Genomic DNA, 17,259 nt, shown 5'->3' with positions numbered 1-17,259 from the left:
CCTCTGGGCCCTGGGGCGGCCGTGTGGTCGTCGGCCGGTCTGCTCGTTGCGGGCGGCGGCCGACTCCCCGTAGAACACCGGCCATGAGAAGACGGATCGTCATGTCCATGCTTGCCGGAGCGGCGCTCCTGGCGAGCACGCTCCTCGGCGCGGGCGCCCCCGCCGCCCGCGCCGCCGAGGTCCCGGCCGAGTTCGGCACCGACTGGCACGACCCGGTGACCGCGGCCCCGCCGGTGCCCGTACCGGAACACGCCAAGTCCTGCCGGGTCACGCTGGCCGAGGCTCGGTTCCGCGACTTCACGCCGTACCGGGGCGCGTACACGCCTCCGCGGGGCTGCGGCGACCGCTGGAGCAAGGTGGTGCTGCGGCTCGACGGCCAGGTGAAGGGCCGTCAGTACGACCGCCTGGGCTACCTGCACGTCGGTGGCGTCGAGGTGCTGCGCACCTCCACCCCCGAGCCCTCTCCGGACGGCATCGAGTGGCACGTCGAGAAGGACGTCACCCGCTACAGCGACACCTTCCGCGGCGCGCAGGACGTCGAGATGCTCATCGGCAACGTCGTCGACGACACCTACACCGGCGTCATCGACGTCAAGGTCACGCTCACCTTCTACGCCGGGCGCCCGCCGGCCACCGCTCCCGACAAGGTGCTGACCCTGGAGGGCGGCACCGCCCTCACCACCCCGCGCAACAGCGAACGCGTCGTCGCCGAGGTGTACGCCACCGGATCCGGCGGCGGCTGCGAGGAGTTCTGGTACCTGACGGTGGCCGACCCGGCGTCGTACTCCTGCAAGGCGGACAAGGGGCCGTACCGGGAGGTGCAGATCAAGGTCGACGGCCAACTGGCCGGAATCGCCGCGCCGTTCCCGAACGTGTGGACCGGCGGCTGGTCCAACCCCTTCCTCTGGTACGTCATCCCGGGCCCCCGTGCCTTCGACGTCAGGCCGATCGAATACGACCTGACGCCGTTCGCGGGGCTCCTGAACGACGGGCGCCCGCACCGGGTCGAGGTCTCCGTCGCCGGGGTGCCCGAGGGCCAGGCCGGCTGGAGCGCCCCGGTGAACGTGCTGGTCTGGCAGGATCCCCACCGTGCCCACGTGACCGGGAAGCTCACCGGGGCCACGGCTTCCGAGCCCGCCAACTCCTCGGTGTACACGCCGGGTTCGGGGGAGTACCGGGTGGACACCGACGCCGGGCACCGGCTCACCGTCGCCGGTTACGTCGACACCTCGCACGGCCGGGTGACCACCACCGTCGGCCGGACCCTCGCCAACACCTCCGTCCACCACTGGAACGACGGCGAGACGACCGACGCCCTGGACGCCACCTGGACGGACGACCAGAGCGTCACCGTGCGCGCGGGCGGACCGCCCCGGACCACGCGCACCCTGCGGACGTACACGATGGACGGCGCCATCACCATCGGGACGGACAACCGGCTGCGCACCGAACTGGCCCTCGGTGACCGGGCGACGGTCGTCCGGCCCGGCGGCGACCGGTCGTGGTCGGACGACTCCTACCGCGGCGACGCGTCCTACCTCCTGGACGTCCCCCGCGACCAGCGGCACGCGGTCGGTACGTCGAGCGAGCGCTACCGGGTGCACGGGCCGGGCGGGTGTTACGAGCGCTCGCTGGCCACCGAACAGGGGGTGCTGACGGAGGACCGCGGCGGCTGCTGAACCGACTCGTGTGCGATGCGTCACTCGGCGCGTGATTTACCCGGCTGACACACCGTGGTTTCGGACGGGATCAACAAGGCCTTCAGGGTGATCGACACGGAAGCAGCTTTCCGTATCGCAGAAGTCCCGCTCGGCTTCCGCGAGTCGAAACCCCCACAAGGAGTGCCCGTGCCGCAGTCCGTACCGTCCCTGCCGGGACGCGTCGCACGCATGCTGCGTACCTCTCTCTTCGCGCAGGTCGCCTGTGCGCTCGTACTCGGAATCGTCGTCGGGCGGCTGTGGCCCGGCTTCGCCGCGGACCTCCAGCCGCTCGGCGACGGTTTCACCCGGCTCATCAGGACGATCATCTCCCCGCTGGTGTTCTGCGTGGTCGTCGTCGGCATCGCCAAGGCCGGTGACCTGAAGGCGTTCGGGCGGATCGGGCTCAAGGCGCTGGTGTGGTTCGAGGTGGCGAGTACGCTCGCGCTGGTCGTCGGACTCGTCGCCGCCAACGTGGTGCGGCCCGGATCGGGCATGCACGTCGACCCGGCCACGCTGAGCGCCAAGGCGGTCGACGCGAAGACGGGCGGCGGGTCACTGCCCTCCACGACGGAGTTCGTCCTCGACGCCCTGCCCACCAGTTTCGTGGGCGCCTTCGCCGAGAACTCCCTGCTCCAGGTGCTCGTGCTGGCCTGCCTGGTGGGCGCGGCCCTGCTGCACCTCGGGCACACCCGGGTGCCGCAGGTGCTGCCGGCCGTCGAGCAGGCCCAGGAGGTCGTCTTCGCGATCGTCGGATTCGTGATGCGGCTCGCCCCCATCGCCGTCTTCGGGGCGATGGCCGTCCTGATCGGCCAGTACGGACTCGGTGTCATCGAGACGTACGCCGAGCTCATAGTCCTGTGCTACGCCGCCGCCGCGCTCTTCATCGCCCTGCTCGCGGTCGTCCTCAAGGCGCTGACGGGGCTGAGCCTGTGGAGGTTCGTCCGCTACATCCGCGCGGAACTGCTGCTCGCGCTCGGCACCGCCTCCACGGAGTCCGTGCTGCCGCGCGTGATGCAGAAACTGCGCACGGCGGGTGCGCGCGACGACGCGGTCGGCCTGGTGCTGCCCACCGGCTACTCCTTCAACCTCGACGGCGCCTCGCTCTACCTCTCCATCGGCACCCTGTTCATCGCCCAGGCCGTCGGCGTCGACCTGAGTCTCGGTCAGCAGGTCACCGTCGTCCTGGTGCTGATGCTCACCAGCAAGGGCATGGCCGGCATCCCCGGCTCGGCCTTCCTCGCGCTGTCCGCGACCGCGTCCTCGCTCGGCGCGATCCCGGCCGGTGCCGTCGCCCTGCTGCTCGGCGTCGACCGCATCATGGACTCGATGCGTGTCGTCACCAACCTGCTCGGCAACTGCGTCGCCGTGTTCGCGGTGTCCCGCTGGGAGGGCGCGCTGGACGTCGAGCGGGCGAAGCGGGTGCTGGGCGGTGAGGTCGAACCGGTGTCGGCCACGAAGCCGGAGCAGGAACCGGAACCGGAGCAGCGGCGGGAGCAGCAGGAACCGGAGCAGCGGCAGGAACCGGAGCAGAACCCGGTCAGGGAGCCGGTGCTCGACAACTGACCGGCCGCCCGTACGGCCCGAGGCGGTTCCCTTCCGGAGGGCGCCGGAAGGGAACCGCCTCGGCGTGCCTCAGCAGTGCTTCGCCGCCACCGGACCGTCGACCAGCGTGTCCAGCAGACCGCCCAGCGCCTCCCGCTGCTCCTGCGTCAGCGGGGCCAGGATCTCCTCCGCGGCGGCTCTGCGCGCCGCGTGCAGTCCGGCCAGGGTCGCGTGCCCCTGGTCCGTGATCTCGATCCGGGTCACCCGGCGGTTCGTCGGGTCCGGCGCCCGGCGCACCTTGCCGCTCGCCTCCAGACCGTCGACCAGGGTCGTCACCGCACGCGGTACCACCTCCAGGCGTTCGGCGAGATCAGCCATGCGCGGGGGCGCGTCATAGTGCGCGAGGGTGCGCAGCAGCCGGGACTGGGCCGGTGTGACACCGAGGTCGCGCGCCTGGAGGTGGCGCTTCTGGATGCGCCACACCCGGCGCGTGAGGCGCAACAGCTGCTCGGCGAGCGGGCCGTCGGGGTCGGGGGTGTTCATGCGGGAATAATAACAGGACTCAGTTCATTGTGAGCGTAGGTAACAGTGAGCTATGCTCCGCCAGTCCGTACACACCGCACCCATCCGTAGGAGCCATGCCCCGAGACGAGATCAACTGGACCCCCGACGGCGCTTCGGCCGGGCAACCCCGCCAGGTGCGCCGCATCCTCAGCCTGTTCCGCCCCTATCGCGGGCGCCTCGCGATCGTCGGCCTGCTGGTCGGCGCCGCCTCACTGGTGTCCGTCGCCACCCCCTTCCTGCTGAAGGCGACCCTCGACACCGCGATCCCGCAGGGCCGCACCGGACTGCTCAGCCTGCTCGCGCTGGGCATGATCCTCAGTGCCGTCCTCACCAGCGTCTTCGGCGTCCTCCAGACGCTGATATCGACCACCGTCGGCCAGCGCGTCATGCACGACCTGCGCACCGCCGTCTACGGCCGGCTCCAGCGCATGTCGCTCGCCTTCTTCACCCGCACCCGCACCGGCGAGGTGCAGTCCCGCATCGCCAACGACATCGGCGGCATGCAGGCCACCGTCACCTCCACCGCCACCTCCCTGGTCTCCAACCTGACCAGCGTGGTCGCCACCGTCGTCGCGATGATCGCCCTCGACTGGCGGCTCACCGTCGTCTCCCTGGTGCTGCTCCCGGTCTTCGTGTGGATCAGCCGCCGGGTCGGCAACGAACGCAAGAAGATCACCACCCAGCGTCAGAAGCAGATGGCCGCGATGGCCGCCACGGTCACCGAGTCGCTGTCCGTCAGCGGCATCCTGCTCGGCCGCACCATGGGCCGCGCCGATTCGCTCACCGCCTCCTTCGCCGACGAGTCCGAGCGCCTCGTCGACCTGGAAGTGCGGTCGAACATGGCCGGCCGCTGGCGGATGGCCGTGATCACGATCGTGATGGCCGCGATGCCCGCCGTCATCTACTGGACCGCCGGCCTGGCCCTGCGGACCGGGGACGCGCAGATCTCGCTCGGCACCATCGTCGCCTTCGTCTCCCTCCAGCAGGGCCTGTTCCGTCCGGCCGTGAGCCTGCTGGCGACCGGCGTCCAGATCCAGACCTCGCTCGCGCTCTTCCAGCGCATCTTCGAGTACCTCGACCTGCCGGTCGACATCACCGAGCGGGACGAGCCGGTGCACCTGGACCGGGTGAAGGGCGAGGTCCGCTTCGAGAACGTCGGATTCCGCTACGACGGCAAGGGCGGCCCGGTCCTCGACGGCATCGACATCACCGTCCCGGCGGGCGGCGGTCTGGCTGTCGTCGGGCCGACGGGCGCCGGCAAGTCGACGCTCGGCTACCTGGTTCCGCGGCTCTACGACGTCACCGGCGGCCGGGTCACCCTGGACGGCGTCGACGTCCGCGACCTCGACTTCGACACCCTCGCCCGCGCGGTCGGCGTCGTCTCCCAGGAGACGTACCTCTTCCACGCGACGGTCGCCGAGAACCTGCGCTTCGCCAAGCCGGACGCCACCGACGAGGAACTGCACGAGGCCGCCCGCGCGGCCCAGATACACGACCACATCGCCTCGCTGCCCGACGGCTACGACACCGTCGTGGGCGAGCGCGGCCACCGGTTCTCGGGCGGCGAGAAGCAGCGGCTGGCCATCGCGCGCACCATCCTGCGCGACCCGCCGGTCCTGATCCTCGACGAGGCCACCAGTGCTCTGGACACCCGCACCGAACACGCGGTCCAGGACGCCATCGACGCACTGTCGGCCAACCGCACGACGGTCACCATCGCCCACCGGCTGTCCACGGTCCGCGGCGCCGACCAGATCGTGGTCCTCGACTCCGGGCGGGTCGCCGAGCGGGGCACGCACGAGGAACTGCTGGAACTCGACGGGCGGTACGCGGCGCTGGTGCGCAGGGACGCCCAACTGGAGACGGCGGGGCGGCCGGCGGTGTGAGCACGCGGCTCCGCCGACGAGCTGAAGATATGCCGGGTTTGATGGTGTATGCGGGCTAATGTGCCCGCATGCAGATGAACATTCCGCGACGGAAGACGGTCCGACGGAGCCCGGTCACCGGGAGCCCGTCGCGACGGAGTCCGGCCCGACGGAACAGGGTCCGACGGAACACGGTCCGGCTGACGCCCCGGGGCAGGGTCACCCTCGGCGTGGCCGGTGTCGTCGTGGCCGGCGCGGCCGTGATGGTGCCGCTGCTGACCCTGCGCGGCACTGCCGGGTCCGCCACCCTGGTCATCCCCGAGGGCTGGCGCGCGTCGCAGGTCTACGACGCCGTCGACAAGGTCCTCGCCCTCCCGGCCGGCAGCACCAGGCAGTCCGTGGGCGGCGCGGACCTGAAACTGCCCGGCGAGGCCGCGGGCAACCCGGAGGGCTACCTCTTCCCGGCCAGCTATCCGGTGGCGCGGGACGCGACCCCGCAGTCCGTGCTGCGGTTCATGGTGGACACCGCCAACCAGAGGTTCGGCAAGGCGCCTCTCGCGGCCGGCGCCCAGCGCGACACGATGAACCCCTACCAGGCGGTGACGGTCGCCAGCATCGTCCAGGCCGAGGCCGCGAACAAGGCGGACATGGGAAAGGTGGCCCGGGTCGTCTTCAACCGGCTCCAGCACGGCATGCCGCTCCAGATGGACGCCACCCTGAACTACGGCCTGGACCGCAGCACTCTCGACACCACCGTGGACGACACCCGGAGCGACAGCCCCTACAACTCCTATCAGCGCATGGGCCTGCCGCCCACGCCGATCGACAACCCGGGCGAGGAAGCGATGCGGGCCGCGCTGAACCCGACGCCGGGCGACTGGCTGTACTTCGTCACGGTCAAGCCGGGCGACACGAGGTTCACCGCCGACTACACGGAACACCAGCGCAACGTCGCCGAGTTCAACGCCGCGCGCGGCGGCCGGGGACGCCAGCCGTCCCCCTCAGGACAGCAGCACTGAGCGACGGCCGTGGGTCGGACTGCGGCCCGTGGACCAGGAGGCGGGTTGCGGGCCGTGGGGGAGGAGGCCGGTGGCGGCCTGTGGGGGAGGAGGCGGCCGGCGGTCTGTGGGTCGGGCCGCGGCCCGTGGATCAGGAGGCGGGTGGCGGCCCGTGGGTCAGGAGGCGGGTGGCGGCCCGTGGGGTGGACTGCGGTCCGTGGGTCAGGCGGCGAGGGGTTCCCCGGCCAGCAGTCGCCTGATGTCCCGTACGGCGTCGCGGCCCGCCCGGTTGGCGCCGATGGTGCTGGCCGACGGGCCGTACCCGACGAGATGGACGCGCGGGTCCGCGACCGCGCGGGTGCCCTGGACGCGGATCCCGCCGCCCGGCTCGCGCGGCCGCAGGGGCGCCAGATGGTCCAGGGCGGCGCGGAACCCGGTGGCCCAGAGGATGACATCGGCGTCGACGTGCCGGCCGGCGTTCCAGTCCACCCCGTCCGGGGTGATGCGGTCGAACATCGGCTGCCGGTCCAGGACGCCGTCTTCCAGGCCCTGCCTGACCGCTTCGTTGAGCGGCAGTCCGGTGACCGAGACCACACTCCGCGGCGGCAGGCCCTGCCGGACCCGTTCCTCCACCAGGGCGACCGCGGTCCGCCCCACGTTCTCGTCGAAGGGGCCCTCGCGGAAGACCGGCGGGCGCCGGGTGACCCAGGTGGTCGCCGCCGCGTACGGGGCGAGTTCCAGCAGGTGCTGGGTGCCGGACGCGCCACCGCCGACCACCACCACCCGCAGGCCCGCGAACTCCTCCGGCCCCTTGTACTGGGCGGTGTGCAACTGCCTTCCCCGGAAGGTCTCCTGGCCCGGATAGCGCGGCCAGAACGGCCGTTCCCAGGTACCGGTGGCGTTGATCAGCGCCCGTGTCGACCAGTCCCCGGCGCCGGTCTCCACCAGCAGCCGCCCGCCCTCGCCCTCGCGTACCGCGCGGACGTCGACGGGCCGCCGTACCCGCAGGCCGAAGGTGCGCTCGTAGTCCGCGAAGTACTCCCCGACGACCTCGGCGGACGGCCGTGCGGGATCCGCCCCGGTCAGCTCCATGCCCGGCAGCGCGTGCATGCCGTGCACCTTGCCGTACGTCAGCGAGGGCCACCGGAACTGCCAGGCACCGCCGGGGGCGGGGGCGCGGTCGAGGACCACGAAGTCACGGTCCGGCTCGAAGCCCGTGCGCCGCAGGTGATAAGCGCTGGACAGACCGGCCTGACCAGCGCCGATGACGACCACTTCGACCTCGCGCACCTTGTTCACGCCTCAGTCAACCAAGGGGTCGCCGGGGATCTTCCCGTACCGCCGCTCGCACGGACGGCCCGGCGCATGGGCCAGGATGGAGGCATGTCGGATGCCTTCACCACACGAGTGCTCAACGTCGCCACCGGGTCCCGGGAGCGGGTCGTCGACCTGACCGGCGACTGCGAGGCCTTCCTCGACGAGGCCGCGGCCGGCCGCGACGGCCTCCTGAACATCTTCACCCCGCACGCGACGGCCGGCATCGCGGTCATCGAGACCGGTGCCGGCAGCGACGACGACCTGCTGGCCGCGCTGCACACCCTGCTCCCCGCCGACGACCGCTGGCAGCACCGGCACGGCAGTCCGGGCCACGGCCGGGACCACGTCCTTCCGGCGATCGTGCCGCCGCACGCCACGCTCCCGGTGATCGACGGCCGCCTGGAACTGGGCACCTGGCAGTCGGTGTGCCTGGTCGACACGAACAAGGACAACTTCGAGCGAAAGGTGAGGATCTCCTTCCTCGCCGGTTCCTGATCCCGCCGGTTCCTGATCACCCCGTTGGTCCCGCCGGTTCCTGATCACCCCGTTGGTCCCGCCGGTTCCTGATCACCCCGTTGGTTCCTGATCCCGCCGGTTCCTGATCACCCCGTTGGTTCCGTCAGGGCGCCGCGTTCAGCAGGTCGACGGCGCTCTGCTGGCGTGCCGCGTCCACCTGGTCGAGCGGCCCGTACCAGCGCAGCCCGTACTGGTCCAGGGCATTGCGGTCGTTCGTGCGGGCGCTGTCCGCCTGGCGCCTGAGGTACGCGGTGTACGGGTGGTCCGGCAGCACCGAGTTCAGCCTGCCGAGGCCGCGCACGTCGGCGCCCTTGAAGGACGGCCCGTCGGCTCCGCAGTCCCCGCTCTCGCAGGGGTCGCGCAGGATGCCCCCGGAGGTGTGGAGCAGGGAGGTGGTGGTGGCGGCGTCGGCGATCCGCCGCGCGTCGGTGAGCAGTCCGGCGTCGCCCGTGCCCCGGTACAGCTCGGCCAGGGCGCCGAGCAGCACACCCTGGTTGTACGACCAGACGGCCTGCCCGTTGTTGCCGCAGGTCGCCAGGTCGACACCGTCGTTGACCAGGTGCGAGCCGTTGATCATTCCGGTGCTCTGGAACCAGGTCCAGCCCGCGCGGGCCCGGCCGAGGTACGTCGTGTCGCCCGCGACCCTGTTGTGCAGGGCGGCGTTGAGCTGGATGTACAGGGAGTTGGCGATGGCGTTCTTGTAGGTCCTCGCGGTGCTCCACCACACTCCGCCGCCGCAGGTGGTGTCCCAGTAGGCCGCCATGTGGTCGGCGTCCGCACGGGCCGTGTCCAGGTATCGGCTGTCGCCGGTCAGGTCGTAGGCGGCGACCCAGGCGAGGCCCCACCAGCCGGTGTCGTCGATGTAGTCGTTACGGAACCGCCCGCCCTGCGCGTTGACGTTCAGGTCGTAGGTGCGGGCGATCGCGTACCGGTAACTGCCCATGCCCGTCACCCGGATGTTGTCGATGACCGCGGTCAGGGCGTTCGCCGAGTTCCACCAGCCGGTGGTGTCGAAGAGGCCGGTTCCGTAGTCGTAGGAGGCCATCAGGGCGGTGGCCGCGGCGGTGCGCGGTTCGCCCGCGTTCCAGGTGGTACGGGCCCAGGGGGTGCACGCGATCTCGGCGCGGTCCCCGGCCTTTCCGCAGGCGCGCAGGGCGCCCACCCCGAGGTTGTTCCAGTCGTCCACGTTGTACATCAGGGTGCGCCAGCCGCGCTGACCGGTGGGTACGGTGGTGTCGCCGAGCCTGCTGCCCGAACTCCAGGTGCGGCCGCCGTCGAAGGACCGGTCGAGCCACACCTCGTCGCCCGGGCTGCCGTTGTCGACGGACGCCCAGCCCATCGCGTCCGCGTCGTCGAAGTGCAGGACGAGCGACCGCGAGTAGATGCTCGCCGTGACCGGCGTGCGGTCGCCGGCGGAGAGCGCGGGGTCGCGCCCGTCGCAGTACTTGTTGCACACCGTGGCCGCCGCCGAGGTGGCGGCGGCGGATGCCTGGGGTGCGAGGGGAACGAGGACGGCGGACAGCGCGGCTGCGAGCAGCGCAGCCGGCCAGCGCGGGCGGCGCGGGCGGCGGCTGCTCGGCCTGCGGACGAGGGGCATGGGGCCTCCCTGCCTTGAGGGACGGACGTGAGAGCGCTCTCGGAAGGTAGGGAAGCGGCAGGGAGGCGTCAACGTGGCCCGCGGGTACGGACGTTGCACTCAGGTCTGCCCTAAAGGGCACCCGCCAGCACCTCTGCGGCGGCGATCCCCGAGGCGGCCGTGGCCCCGTGCGTGAAGATCTGGGCGGCCGACGGGACGACGGTGCCGGGCAGGCCCATCTCCACGACGATCGCGTCCGGGCGGGCGGTGACGAGTTCCGTGAGGGCCCGCGCCATCCACGGGTGCCGGGCGGCGTCACGGACCACCACGACCAGGGGGCGTCCCGACGCGGGGGCCAACGCCTGTGTCTCCAGGGCGGTGTCGCCCGTCCGCAGGTCCTCGTGGCGTACCCGGGCCGACGTCGTCCCGGGCAGCCGCTCGCCCAGCGGGGCCGCCACGCCCCAGGGGGTCTCCCTGCCGATGGCCAGGTTGGTGGTGGGCGCCAGTTCCACCACGTGCGGCGCGGTGACCAGCGGGAGGACGTGCCGCACGGCCCCGGTCAGCCGGATGGCGCGACGGGCGGCCGCGAACCCGATGCCGGCGGCGTCCCAGGCGGCCACGCCGGCCGGGCTGAGCCCCGCCGACCACGTCGCGAACTCCCGGACGCGCAGGCTGGCTTCGGCGAGCCGCTCCTCCGGGAGCTCTCCCGACCCGACGGCGTCCACGAGGGCGTCCACGAGCAGGACCGCGGTCGCCTCCTGGGCGTTCTCGCCGCCGACGCAGACGGCGTCCGCGCCCGCGGCCACCGCCCTGACCGTGGCGCCGCCGATGCCGTAGCGGCCGGCCACGGCGCCCATCTCGATGGCGTCGGTGACCACCATGCCGTCGAACCCGAGCTCCTGACGCAGCAGTTCGTGCAGGACGCGGTGGCTCAGGGTGGCGGGCAGCTCGGGGTCGTAGGCGGGGACCAGCAGGTGGCCGGTCATCACCGCGCGCACGCCCGCGTCGATCGCGGCACGGAACGGTGGCAGGGCCTGCTCGGCGATCCGCGCCCGGTCGGCCTCGTAGACGGGCAGGCCGTGGTGGGAGTCCACGGCCACGTCGCCGTGGCCCGGGAAGTGCTTGGCGCAGGCGGCGACACCGGCCGACTGGAGGCCCCGGATCCAGGCCCCGGTGTGCCGCGCCACCACCTTTGCGTCGACGCCGAAGGACCTGACGCCGATGATCGGGTTGTCCGGGTTGGAGTTCACGTCCGCGCTGGGCGCGTAGTCGAGGCTCACGCCGGCCGTGTGCAGCTGTCGGCCCAGGTCGGCGGCGACGGCCTCGGTCAACTCGGTGTCGTCGACGGTTCCGAGCGCGAAGTTGCCCGGCCGGGTGGAACCGGTCGCCGACTCGATCCGGGTGACGTCCCCGGCCTCCTCGTCGATCGCGATGATCAACTCGGGGTTCGCCGCGCGCAGTTGCCCGGTCAGACGCGCGACCTGGCGGGGTGTGACGATGTTGCGGGAGAAGAGCACGACCGACGCGAGACCGTCCCCGATCTCGCGCAGCAACCAGTCGGGGGCCTCGGTGCCCACGAACCCGGGTTGCAGGACGGAGCGCGCCAGTCGCCGCAACTCCTTGCCGCTGTGCTTGCTGGAGACCATAGCGTGCGCCCTCCCGTTGGTACAGACCAATGCGTCCCGCTCAGGCTAACCGCCGCTGTCAAGTGGCGCCGGGGTGTGCCCTGTTGGCGGCAACACGCCCCCAACCGGGATGTTTGACAGGTCGAGTTGGTCTAGTCCAAGTTGGTTGCACGCGAGTTCGAAGGGGCTGGTGTGGCCCGCGGTGCAGTGACCCTGCCGCTACGGTCCCCGCCCCTCACTCCGCGCAGTTGGCGGCCCGGCTGGGTCACCGGTACCTGAGAACGAGGTGTGGAGCACCGTTATGCCCACGACTGACCGTTATCTCCATCGAGCGCCCTCGAACACCCCCTACTTCAGCTCGGACGGCGAGACCTACCTCGCCCCGACACCCCTGCGGGACCTGAAGAAGACCCGCCCCCTGCGAGTGCTGTCCGAGGAGGACTTCGCCTTCTGGCAGACCTACGGCTACGTGGTGGTCAAGCAGGCCGTCCCCGCCGCGTCGGCCCGCCGACTGCTGGACTTCGCCTGGGAGTTCCAGGGACTCGACCCCGAGCGTCCGGAGAGCTGGTACGAGGAGCGCGAGTACCGCTCCGACCTCGACCGGGAACTGCACATCTACGGCTTCGTCGAGGCCTACCACCACCAGCTCATCTGGGACAGCCGCCAGAACCGGCGGGTCTACGACGCGTTCGTCGACGTCTGGGACTGCGAAGAGCTGTGGGTGACGCTCGACCGGCTCAACCTGAACCCGCCCAACATCAGGACCCGTGACCGGGCCCTGATCCCGCGCACGGACGAGGGCTTCGACATCGAGCTGCACTGGGACGTCGACACCACGCTCGGTGTGCCGCCGCAGCGGGTGCAGGGGATCATCGCCCTGACCGACACCAGGCCGGAACTCGGCGGCTTCCAGTGCTGCCCTGAGCTGTTCAAGCGGTTCGACCAGTGGAAGGCCTTCCAGCCCGAGGACCGCGACCCGATCCGGCCCAGGATCGACCGCGCGGAGTTCCCCGTGGTGCGACCGGAGCTGGAGGCCGGCGACCTGCTGATCTTCAACGGCCTGCTGGCGCACGGCGTGGCACCCAACACCGCCGACCAGGAGGTACGCGCGGTCCAGTACCTCTCGATGATGCCGGCCCTGGAGTCCCACGAGACGCTCCGGCGTTCCCGGGTCGAGTCCTGGCGCACGCTCGCCACCCCCGACTGGAACGGCACGCTGCTCGGCGACGCCATCCGCCACGAGTCCCTGCGGTACGGGCGGGCCACGCTCGACGAACTCGGCGCCAGACTGCTCGGCCTCACATCCTGGACCGGGGCGGACCTCGACGGGACGACCCCGCCGGCCGGAGAAGAGACATGCGCCGAATCTGCCTGACCCTGCCGACCAACAGACCCTGCGCGGCGACCATCACGGCCGTGGCCGAGGAAGCGGCCCACGCCGTCCGGCACTTCGACGTCGAGGTGCACCTGCTCGTCCTGGACTCCTGCGCCGCACCGGCCCACGCGGAGCACGCCGAGGCCGTGCGCCGGATCCCGGCGGACCCGCGGATCGTCGTACACCACCTCGACGAGGCACAGCAGCGGGACTTCCTCCGGCGGACGGCCGACCGGTCCGCGGCGCCGGACCCCGACCACCTGCTGGACCTGATGCTTCCGGCCGGCCTCTCCTACGGCGCCTGCACCAACCGCGCCTTCCTCCTCGCCGCCGGACTCGGCTGCGAGTCCGTCCACCGCCGGGACTCCGACAGCCGGTACCAGGTGGTGGACGGACGAACCGTCTTCCCCGTCCACCACGAACTGACCTCCCTGGGCAGACGGGCGGCCGACGCCGCCCGGCACGTCACCGAGACCACGCTGGCCGCCGGCCACATGGACCGGCGGGTCGCCATGGTCGGCAGTTCCTTCATCGGCGAACTCTCCGTGGACATCGGGGAGATACTGCGGACCGACCCAGCCGTGTACCACGACATGGTCGGCCTGTGGGCCCCGGCGCACTGGTCCGACGAGCAGAAGACGCAACTCGTCGACGAGTCCTTCCGGGGCGCCGGCACGGAGGCCTTCACCGCCGACCGCTCCACCCTCACCCTGGTCGACCCGATGCGCGTGGACATGTGCAACATCGCCTTCCACGGCCTGCACGAACGGGTCCCGCTGCCGCCCGCGACCGACACGATCGGCAGCGACTACTTCCTGATCCACCTGGTCCACGACGCCGGGCAGCCCGGCGTCCTGCACAACCGGAACATCGTCAACTTCTACACCGGCGAACGCCGTACCGACGCCGGGTTCGCCGCCTACCAGCTGCGCTTCGTCAAGTTCCTGCTGTCGATGCTCTACTTCAACTTCGTCTACGACCGGATGGCGCGGGCCGGTGCGGCACTCCTGGACGACCGGGGAGAGGTGCGCGCGTCCGTCGTGGCCCGGCTGGTGAGGGAGAGCGCCGGGCTCGACCGCGGTGAGAACATCCACCGGCTGGACGTCCTCGACACCGCGTACCGCAAACTCGGCGGCCGCTATGCCGAGTTCGCCGACCTGCTGGCACGGCGCCGGGAACGGCTCCTCGACGAGGCGCGCCGTGACATCGAGGACTTCGCCCTGCTGGTGGAGGCGTGGGAGCCGCTGGTGCGGGCGGCCGCGCTCACCTCCGTACCGCGGCGACGGTGAGGGCGACGATGACGCACGAGTCCGCACCGCTGCTCGCCGCGCTGGCCGGCGCCACCGAGGACCGGATCTTCTTCGACCTGGCCGGAATCGAGAGCCGCTACGACACCCTCCGGCGCGAACTGCCGGACGTCGCCGTCCGCTTCGCCATGAAGACCTGCCCGGTGGACGAGGTGCTGACCCACCTCGCCCGGCTGGGCGCCGGGGTCGACGGGGCGAGCCCCAGCGAACTGGAGCAGGCGCTGCGCGCCGGTGTCCCGGCCGACCGGACGCACTACGGCAACACCGTCAAGTCCGACCGGGACATCGCCGAAGCCCACCGCCTCGGCGTCCGCGACTTCGTGACCGACAGCGCCGAGGACCTGGCGGCCGTCGCGGCCCACGCCCCGGGAGCCCGGGTCTTCTGCCGACTCGCGACCAGCGGCGACGGGGCGCTGTGGGGGCTGAGCAACAAGTTCGGCTGCGCACCCGCGGACGCGGTCCGGATCCTCCGGAGAGCACGGGAACTGGGCCTGACCCCCGCCGGGCTGTCCGTGCACGTCGGCTCCCAGCAGATGACGGCGGACGCCTGGCACCACGCCGTCGAGTGCCTGGCGGACGTGCTCACCGCCCTCACCCGGCGCGGCATCGTGCTGGACCACGTCAACCTCGGCGGCGGCCTGCCGGCCCTGGGCTACCTCGACCGGTACGGCCGGCCCCTGGAACCCCCGCTGGACAAGATCTTCGCCGTCGTCCGCGAGGGCATGCGCCACCTCAGGAAGGTCCACGGCGACCACCTCGCGTTCGTCATGGAACCGGGCCGCCACCTCGTCGCCGACCACGGGGCGATCCGGGCCCACGTGGCCCGCCTCGCCGAGCGGCGGGGGCCGGACGGCGAGCACCAGTACTGGCTCTACCTGAGCTGTGGCAAGTTCAACGGCCTCTACGAGATGGACGCGCTGCAATACCCGCTCGTCTTCCCCACCCACCCCGACGCCGAGTACGTCCCCGCCGTCGTGGCCGGCCCCACCTGCGACAGCGACGACGCCTACCCCCAGGGACACGCCCTCGTCCCCGTGCCCCGGAACCTGGCGTCCGGCGACCCCGTCTGGATCCTCGCCACCGGCGCCTACGCCATCAGCTACACGACCCAGGGCTTCAACGGCTTCGCCCCGCTCCCGTACACCTGCGTCGGCGAAGGACACCCGTGAACGGGGACGGCGTACGCATACGCCACATCGACGACGCCGACTGGGACGCCGTCGCCGCGCTCGAGGCCCGCGCCTACGCCGAACTCGGCCTGTCCGAGGGGAAGTCGGCCCTGCGCTCCAGGGCGGACGCCTCGCCGGAGACCTGCTTCGTCCTGGACGTCGGCTCGCGGACCGCCGGATACGTACTGGCGCTGCCGTATCCGCCGTTCAGGTACCCGGACCTCGGACGGGCCGAGGAGTCCGCGGTCACCGCGCGACGTTCGGGCAACCTGCACCTGCACGACCTCGTCGTCGCCGAGCGGCTGCGCGGCAGGGGACTGGGACGGCGTCTCCTCGACCACCTCACGCTGACCGCCGGCGCGCGCGGTTTCGAACGGATCTCGCTGATCGCCGTAGGTCACAGCGAGCGGTTCTGGTCGGCGCGCGGATTCACCGCCCACCCGGGGATCGCTCCGGGCGGTTACGGCGCGAACGCCGTGTACATGTCCCGAGTCGACGAAACGAGTTGATGTGCGTGTTCCCCGTCCGTGACCCCTTCCAGCGCGGCCAGTGGGCCATCGCCGCGCTGTTCTGCTCCCTCGGCTTCCAGTACGCCACCTGGGCCTCGCGCATCCCCGCCATCAAGGCGGACCTCGGACTGACCGCGGCCGAGGTGGGGGTGCTGCTGATGGCGGCCGGCATCGGCGCCGTGGCGTCGTTCCCGCTGGTGCCGGTGCTCATGCGACGCCTGGGCTCGGCACGCCTGTCGCTGCTGTCGGCCCTCTGCCTGACCCTGCTGCTCCTGGGGCTCGCCTTCGCCCCGGACTACCCCGTCGCCCTGCTGGTCATGGTGGCCGACGGCGTGTGCGTGGGATGCCTGAACGTGGCCATGAACGCCCAGGGAACGGCCCTGGAGACCCGGTACGAACGCAACGCCATGGCCAGGCTGCACGCGACGTTCAGCGCCGGCTCCCTGCTCGCCGCGCTGCTCGCCTCCGGCATGAACGCGGCCACCTCGTCCGTCGCGGCCCACTTCGCGGTCGCCGCCGCGGCCCTCGTCCTGCTGGCGGCCCTGGCGCGCCCGGGTCTGCTCACGGACGAGGCTGCCACAGCGCCGAAGCGGAGCAGGAACCGGACCGGCTGGAGCCTGCCGTCCCGCGTCACGCTCTGGATGTGCTGCGCCATGGCGTTCGGCACGGTGACCGAGGGCGCCATGAACGACTGGTCCGCCCTCTACCTGAAGGAAGTCGCCCGGTCCACCGCGGCGTTGGCGCCCATGGGCATCGCCGTGTTCTCCGGCATGATGGTGCTGGCCCGCCTCTTCGCGGACGGCTGGCGCACCCGCTGGGGCGACGGCCGCGTGGTGCTGTCCGGCAGCGCCCTGGCCGCCGCCGGGCTGGCCTTCGCGCTGGTGAGCGGGGGAGTGGTGACGGCCCTCATCGGGTTCGCCTGCGTCGGGCTGGGCTGTGCGGCGGTGACCCCGTGCGTCTACGTGGCCGCCGCTAGACAGGGCTCGGAGGCGCTGGCCCTGGTCGCCGCGATGGGCACCACGGGGCTGCTGGCCGGGCCGCCGCTCATCGGGTTCGTGGCCGGCTCGAGCAGCCTGGTCTGGGGCCTGGCCGTGGTCGCGACGGCGGCGGTCGTGGTCGCCCTGAGCAGTACACGGATCCAGTGGACGCCGGCGAGCGGCTGACCGCACTCCGCCGCGCCGGCCGCCACCCCGTCG

General features: G+C 71.8%; 14 protein-coding genes. 10 read left to right on the top strand and 4 right to left on the bottom strand.

Annotation, left to right across the window (positions count from 1 at the left end):
- Positions 1-83 precede the first annotated feature (83 nt).
- On the top strand, positions 84-1,679 hold the full coding sequence (locus AAW13_RS28130) for a peptide-N4-asparagine amidase (RefSeq protein ID WP_240528762.1): 1,596 nt from the start codon (positions 84-86) through the stop codon (positions 1,677-1,679).
- 168 nt (positions 1,680-1,847) lie between these two features.
- A complete protein-coding gene (locus tag AAW13_RS28125; protein ID WP_046730086.1) occupies positions 1,848-3,263 on the top strand; it encodes a cation:dicarboxylate symporter family transporter in 1,416 nt (471 codons plus the stop codon).
- 69 nt (positions 3,264-3,332) lie between these two features.
- Here the strand turns inward: AAW13_RS28125 and AAW13_RS28120 are convergent, their stop codons facing one another.
- Positions 3,333-3,785, bottom strand: a complete 453-nt coding sequence (locus AAW13_RS28120) for a MarR family winged helix-turn-helix transcriptional regulator (RefSeq protein ID WP_046729369.1) — start codon at positions 3,783-3,785, stop codon at positions 3,333-3,335.
- A gap of 95 nt (positions 3,786-3,880) precedes the next feature.
- Here AAW13_RS28120 and AAW13_RS28115 point away from each other — a divergent pair, with 95 nt between their 5' ends.
- Both AAW13_RS28115 and mltG read left to right on the top strand, forming a co-directional pair.
- On the top strand, positions 3,881-5,692 hold the full coding sequence (locus AAW13_RS28115; RefSeq protein ID WP_046729368.1) for an ABC transporter ATP-binding protein: 1,812 nt from the start codon (positions 3,881-3,883) through the stop codon (positions 5,690-5,692).
- Between the two features lie 209 nt (positions 5,693-5,901).
- The gene (gene mltG / locus AAW13_RS28110) at positions 5,902-6,690 is read left to right on the top strand and encodes an endolytic transglycosylase MltG (protein WP_240528761.1); all 789 of its coding nucleotides are present in this window, start codon (positions 5,902-5,904) and stop codon (positions 6,688-6,690) included.
- Between the two features lie 201 nt (positions 6,691-6,891).
- Here the strand turns inward: mltG and AAW13_RS28105 are convergent, their stop codons facing one another.
- Entirely contained in the window at positions 6,892-7,968 is a 1,077-nt protein-coding gene (locus AAW13_RS28105; RefSeq protein ID WP_046729367.1) for an NAD(P)-binding domain-containing protein, read from the bottom strand.
- Positions 7,969-8,052: 84 nt separating this feature from the next.
- Here AAW13_RS28105 and AAW13_RS28100 point away from each other — a divergent pair, with 84 nt between their 5' ends.
- The gene (locus tag AAW13_RS28100; protein WP_046729366.1) at positions 8,053-8,481 is read left to right on the top strand and encodes a secondary thiamine-phosphate synthase enzyme YjbQ; all 429 of its coding nucleotides are present in this window, start codon (positions 8,053-8,055) and stop codon (positions 8,479-8,481) included.
- Between the two features lie 124 nt (positions 8,482-8,605).
- Here the strand turns inward: AAW13_RS28100 and AAW13_RS28095 are convergent, their stop codons facing one another.
- Positions 8,606-10,099 carry a glycoside hydrolase family 76 protein gene (locus tag AAW13_RS28095; protein ID WP_079178994.1) on the bottom strand — a complete coding sequence of 498 codons (1,494 nt, stop codon included), beginning with the start codon at positions 10,097-10,099 and terminating at the stop codon, positions 8,606-8,608.
- A gap of 110 nt (positions 10,100-10,209) precedes the next feature.
- Complete coding sequence (locus AAW13_RS28090; RefSeq protein ID WP_046729365.1) at positions 10,210-11,724, bottom strand: glycoside hydrolase family 3 protein; 1,515 nt, start codon at positions 11,722-11,724, stop codon at positions 10,210-10,212.
- Between the two features lie 280 nt (positions 11,725-12,004).
- On the opposite strand from AAW13_RS28090, the gene AAW13_RS28085 reads away from it, so the two are divergent.
- The 5 genes from AAW13_RS28085 to AAW13_RS28065 are packed head-to-tail and all read left to right on the top strand — an operon-like array spanning position 12,005 to position 17,226.
- Positions 12,005-13,078 (top strand): phytanoyl-CoA dioxygenase family protein, encoded by a 1,074-nt coding sequence (locus AAW13_RS28085; RefSeq protein WP_046729364.1) that lies wholly within the window; start codon positions 12,005-12,007, stop codon positions 13,076-13,078.
- Positions 13,060-14,367 (top strand): DUF6271 family protein, encoded by a 1,308-nt coding sequence (locus tag AAW13_RS28080; RefSeq protein WP_046729363.1) that lies wholly within the window; start codon positions 13,060-13,062, stop codon positions 14,365-14,367. The genes AAW13_RS28085 and AAW13_RS28080 overlap by 19 nt, the downstream gene beginning before the upstream one ends.
- A gap of 8 nt (positions 14,368-14,375) precedes the next feature.
- Positions 14,376-15,554, top strand: coding sequence for a type III PLP-dependent enzyme (locus tag AAW13_RS28075; protein WP_046729362.1), 1,179 nt, complete (start codon positions 14,376-14,378; stop codon positions 15,552-15,554).
- Positions 15,551-16,063, top strand: coding sequence for a GNAT family N-acetyltransferase (locus AAW13_RS28070; RefSeq protein WP_046729361.1), 513 nt, complete (start codon positions 15,551-15,553; stop codon positions 16,061-16,063). Before AAW13_RS28075 ends, AAW13_RS28070 begins: the two co-directional genes overlap by 4 nt.
- Positions 16,063-17,226: an MFS transporter gene (locus tag AAW13_RS28065; RefSeq protein WP_046729360.1), complete on the top strand. Its 1,164-nt coding sequence runs from the start codon at positions 16,063-16,065 to the stop codon at positions 17,224-17,226. Before AAW13_RS28070 ends, AAW13_RS28065 begins: the two co-directional genes overlap by 1 nt.
- Positions 17,227-17,259 lie beyond the last annotated feature (33 nt).

The organism is Streptomyces humi (assembly GCF_001005085.2).
GTDB lineage: Bacteria > Actinomycetota > Actinomycetes > Streptomycetales > Streptomycetaceae > Streptomyces > Streptomyces humi.
The sequence above is the reverse complement of the archived record's forward strand: the minus strand, read 5'-3'. Positions and strand labels throughout refer to the sequence as shown.

Bases quoted from the DNA above. Each gene is read 5' to 3' on its own strand.
- AAW13_RS28130 (WP_240528762.1), top strand. From the start codon at position 84: ATGAGAAGACGGATCGTCATGTCCATGCTTGCCGGAGCGGCGCTCCTG.
- AAW13_RS28120 (WP_046729369.1), bottom strand. From the start codon at position 3,785: ATGAACACCCCCGACCCCGACGGCCCGCTCGCCGAGCAGCTGTTGCGC.
- AAW13_RS28115 (WP_046729368.1), top strand. From the start codon at position 3,881: ATGCCCCGAGACGAGATCAACTGGACCCCCGACGGCGCTTCGGCCGGG.
- AAW13_RS28100 (WP_046729366.1), top strand. From the start codon at position 8,053: ATGTCGGATGCCTTCACCACACGAGTGCTCAACGTCGCCACCGGGTCC.
- AAW13_RS28095 (WP_079178994.1), bottom strand. From the start codon at position 10,099: ATGCCCCTCGTCCGCAGGCCGAGCAGCCGCCGCCCGCGCCGCCCGCGC.
- AAW13_RS28090 (WP_046729365.1), bottom strand. From the start codon at position 11,724: ATGGTCTCCAGCAAGCACAGCGGCAAGGAGTTGCGGCGACTGGCGCGC.
- AAW13_RS28085 (WP_046729364.1), top strand. From the start codon at position 12,005: ATGCCCACGACTGACCGTTATCTCCATCGAGCGCCCTCGAACACCCCC.
- AAW13_RS28080 (WP_046729363.1), top strand. From the start codon at position 13,060: ATGCGCCGAATCTGCCTGACCCTGCCGACCAACAGACCCTGCGCGGCG.
- AAW13_RS28075 (WP_046729362.1), top strand. From the start codon at position 14,376: ATGACGCACGAGTCCGCACCGCTGCTCGCCGCGCTGGCCGGCGCCACC.
- AAW13_RS28065 (WP_046729360.1), top strand. From the start codon at position 16,063: ATGTGCGTGTTCCCCGTCCGTGACCCCTTCCAGCGCGGCCAGTGGGCC.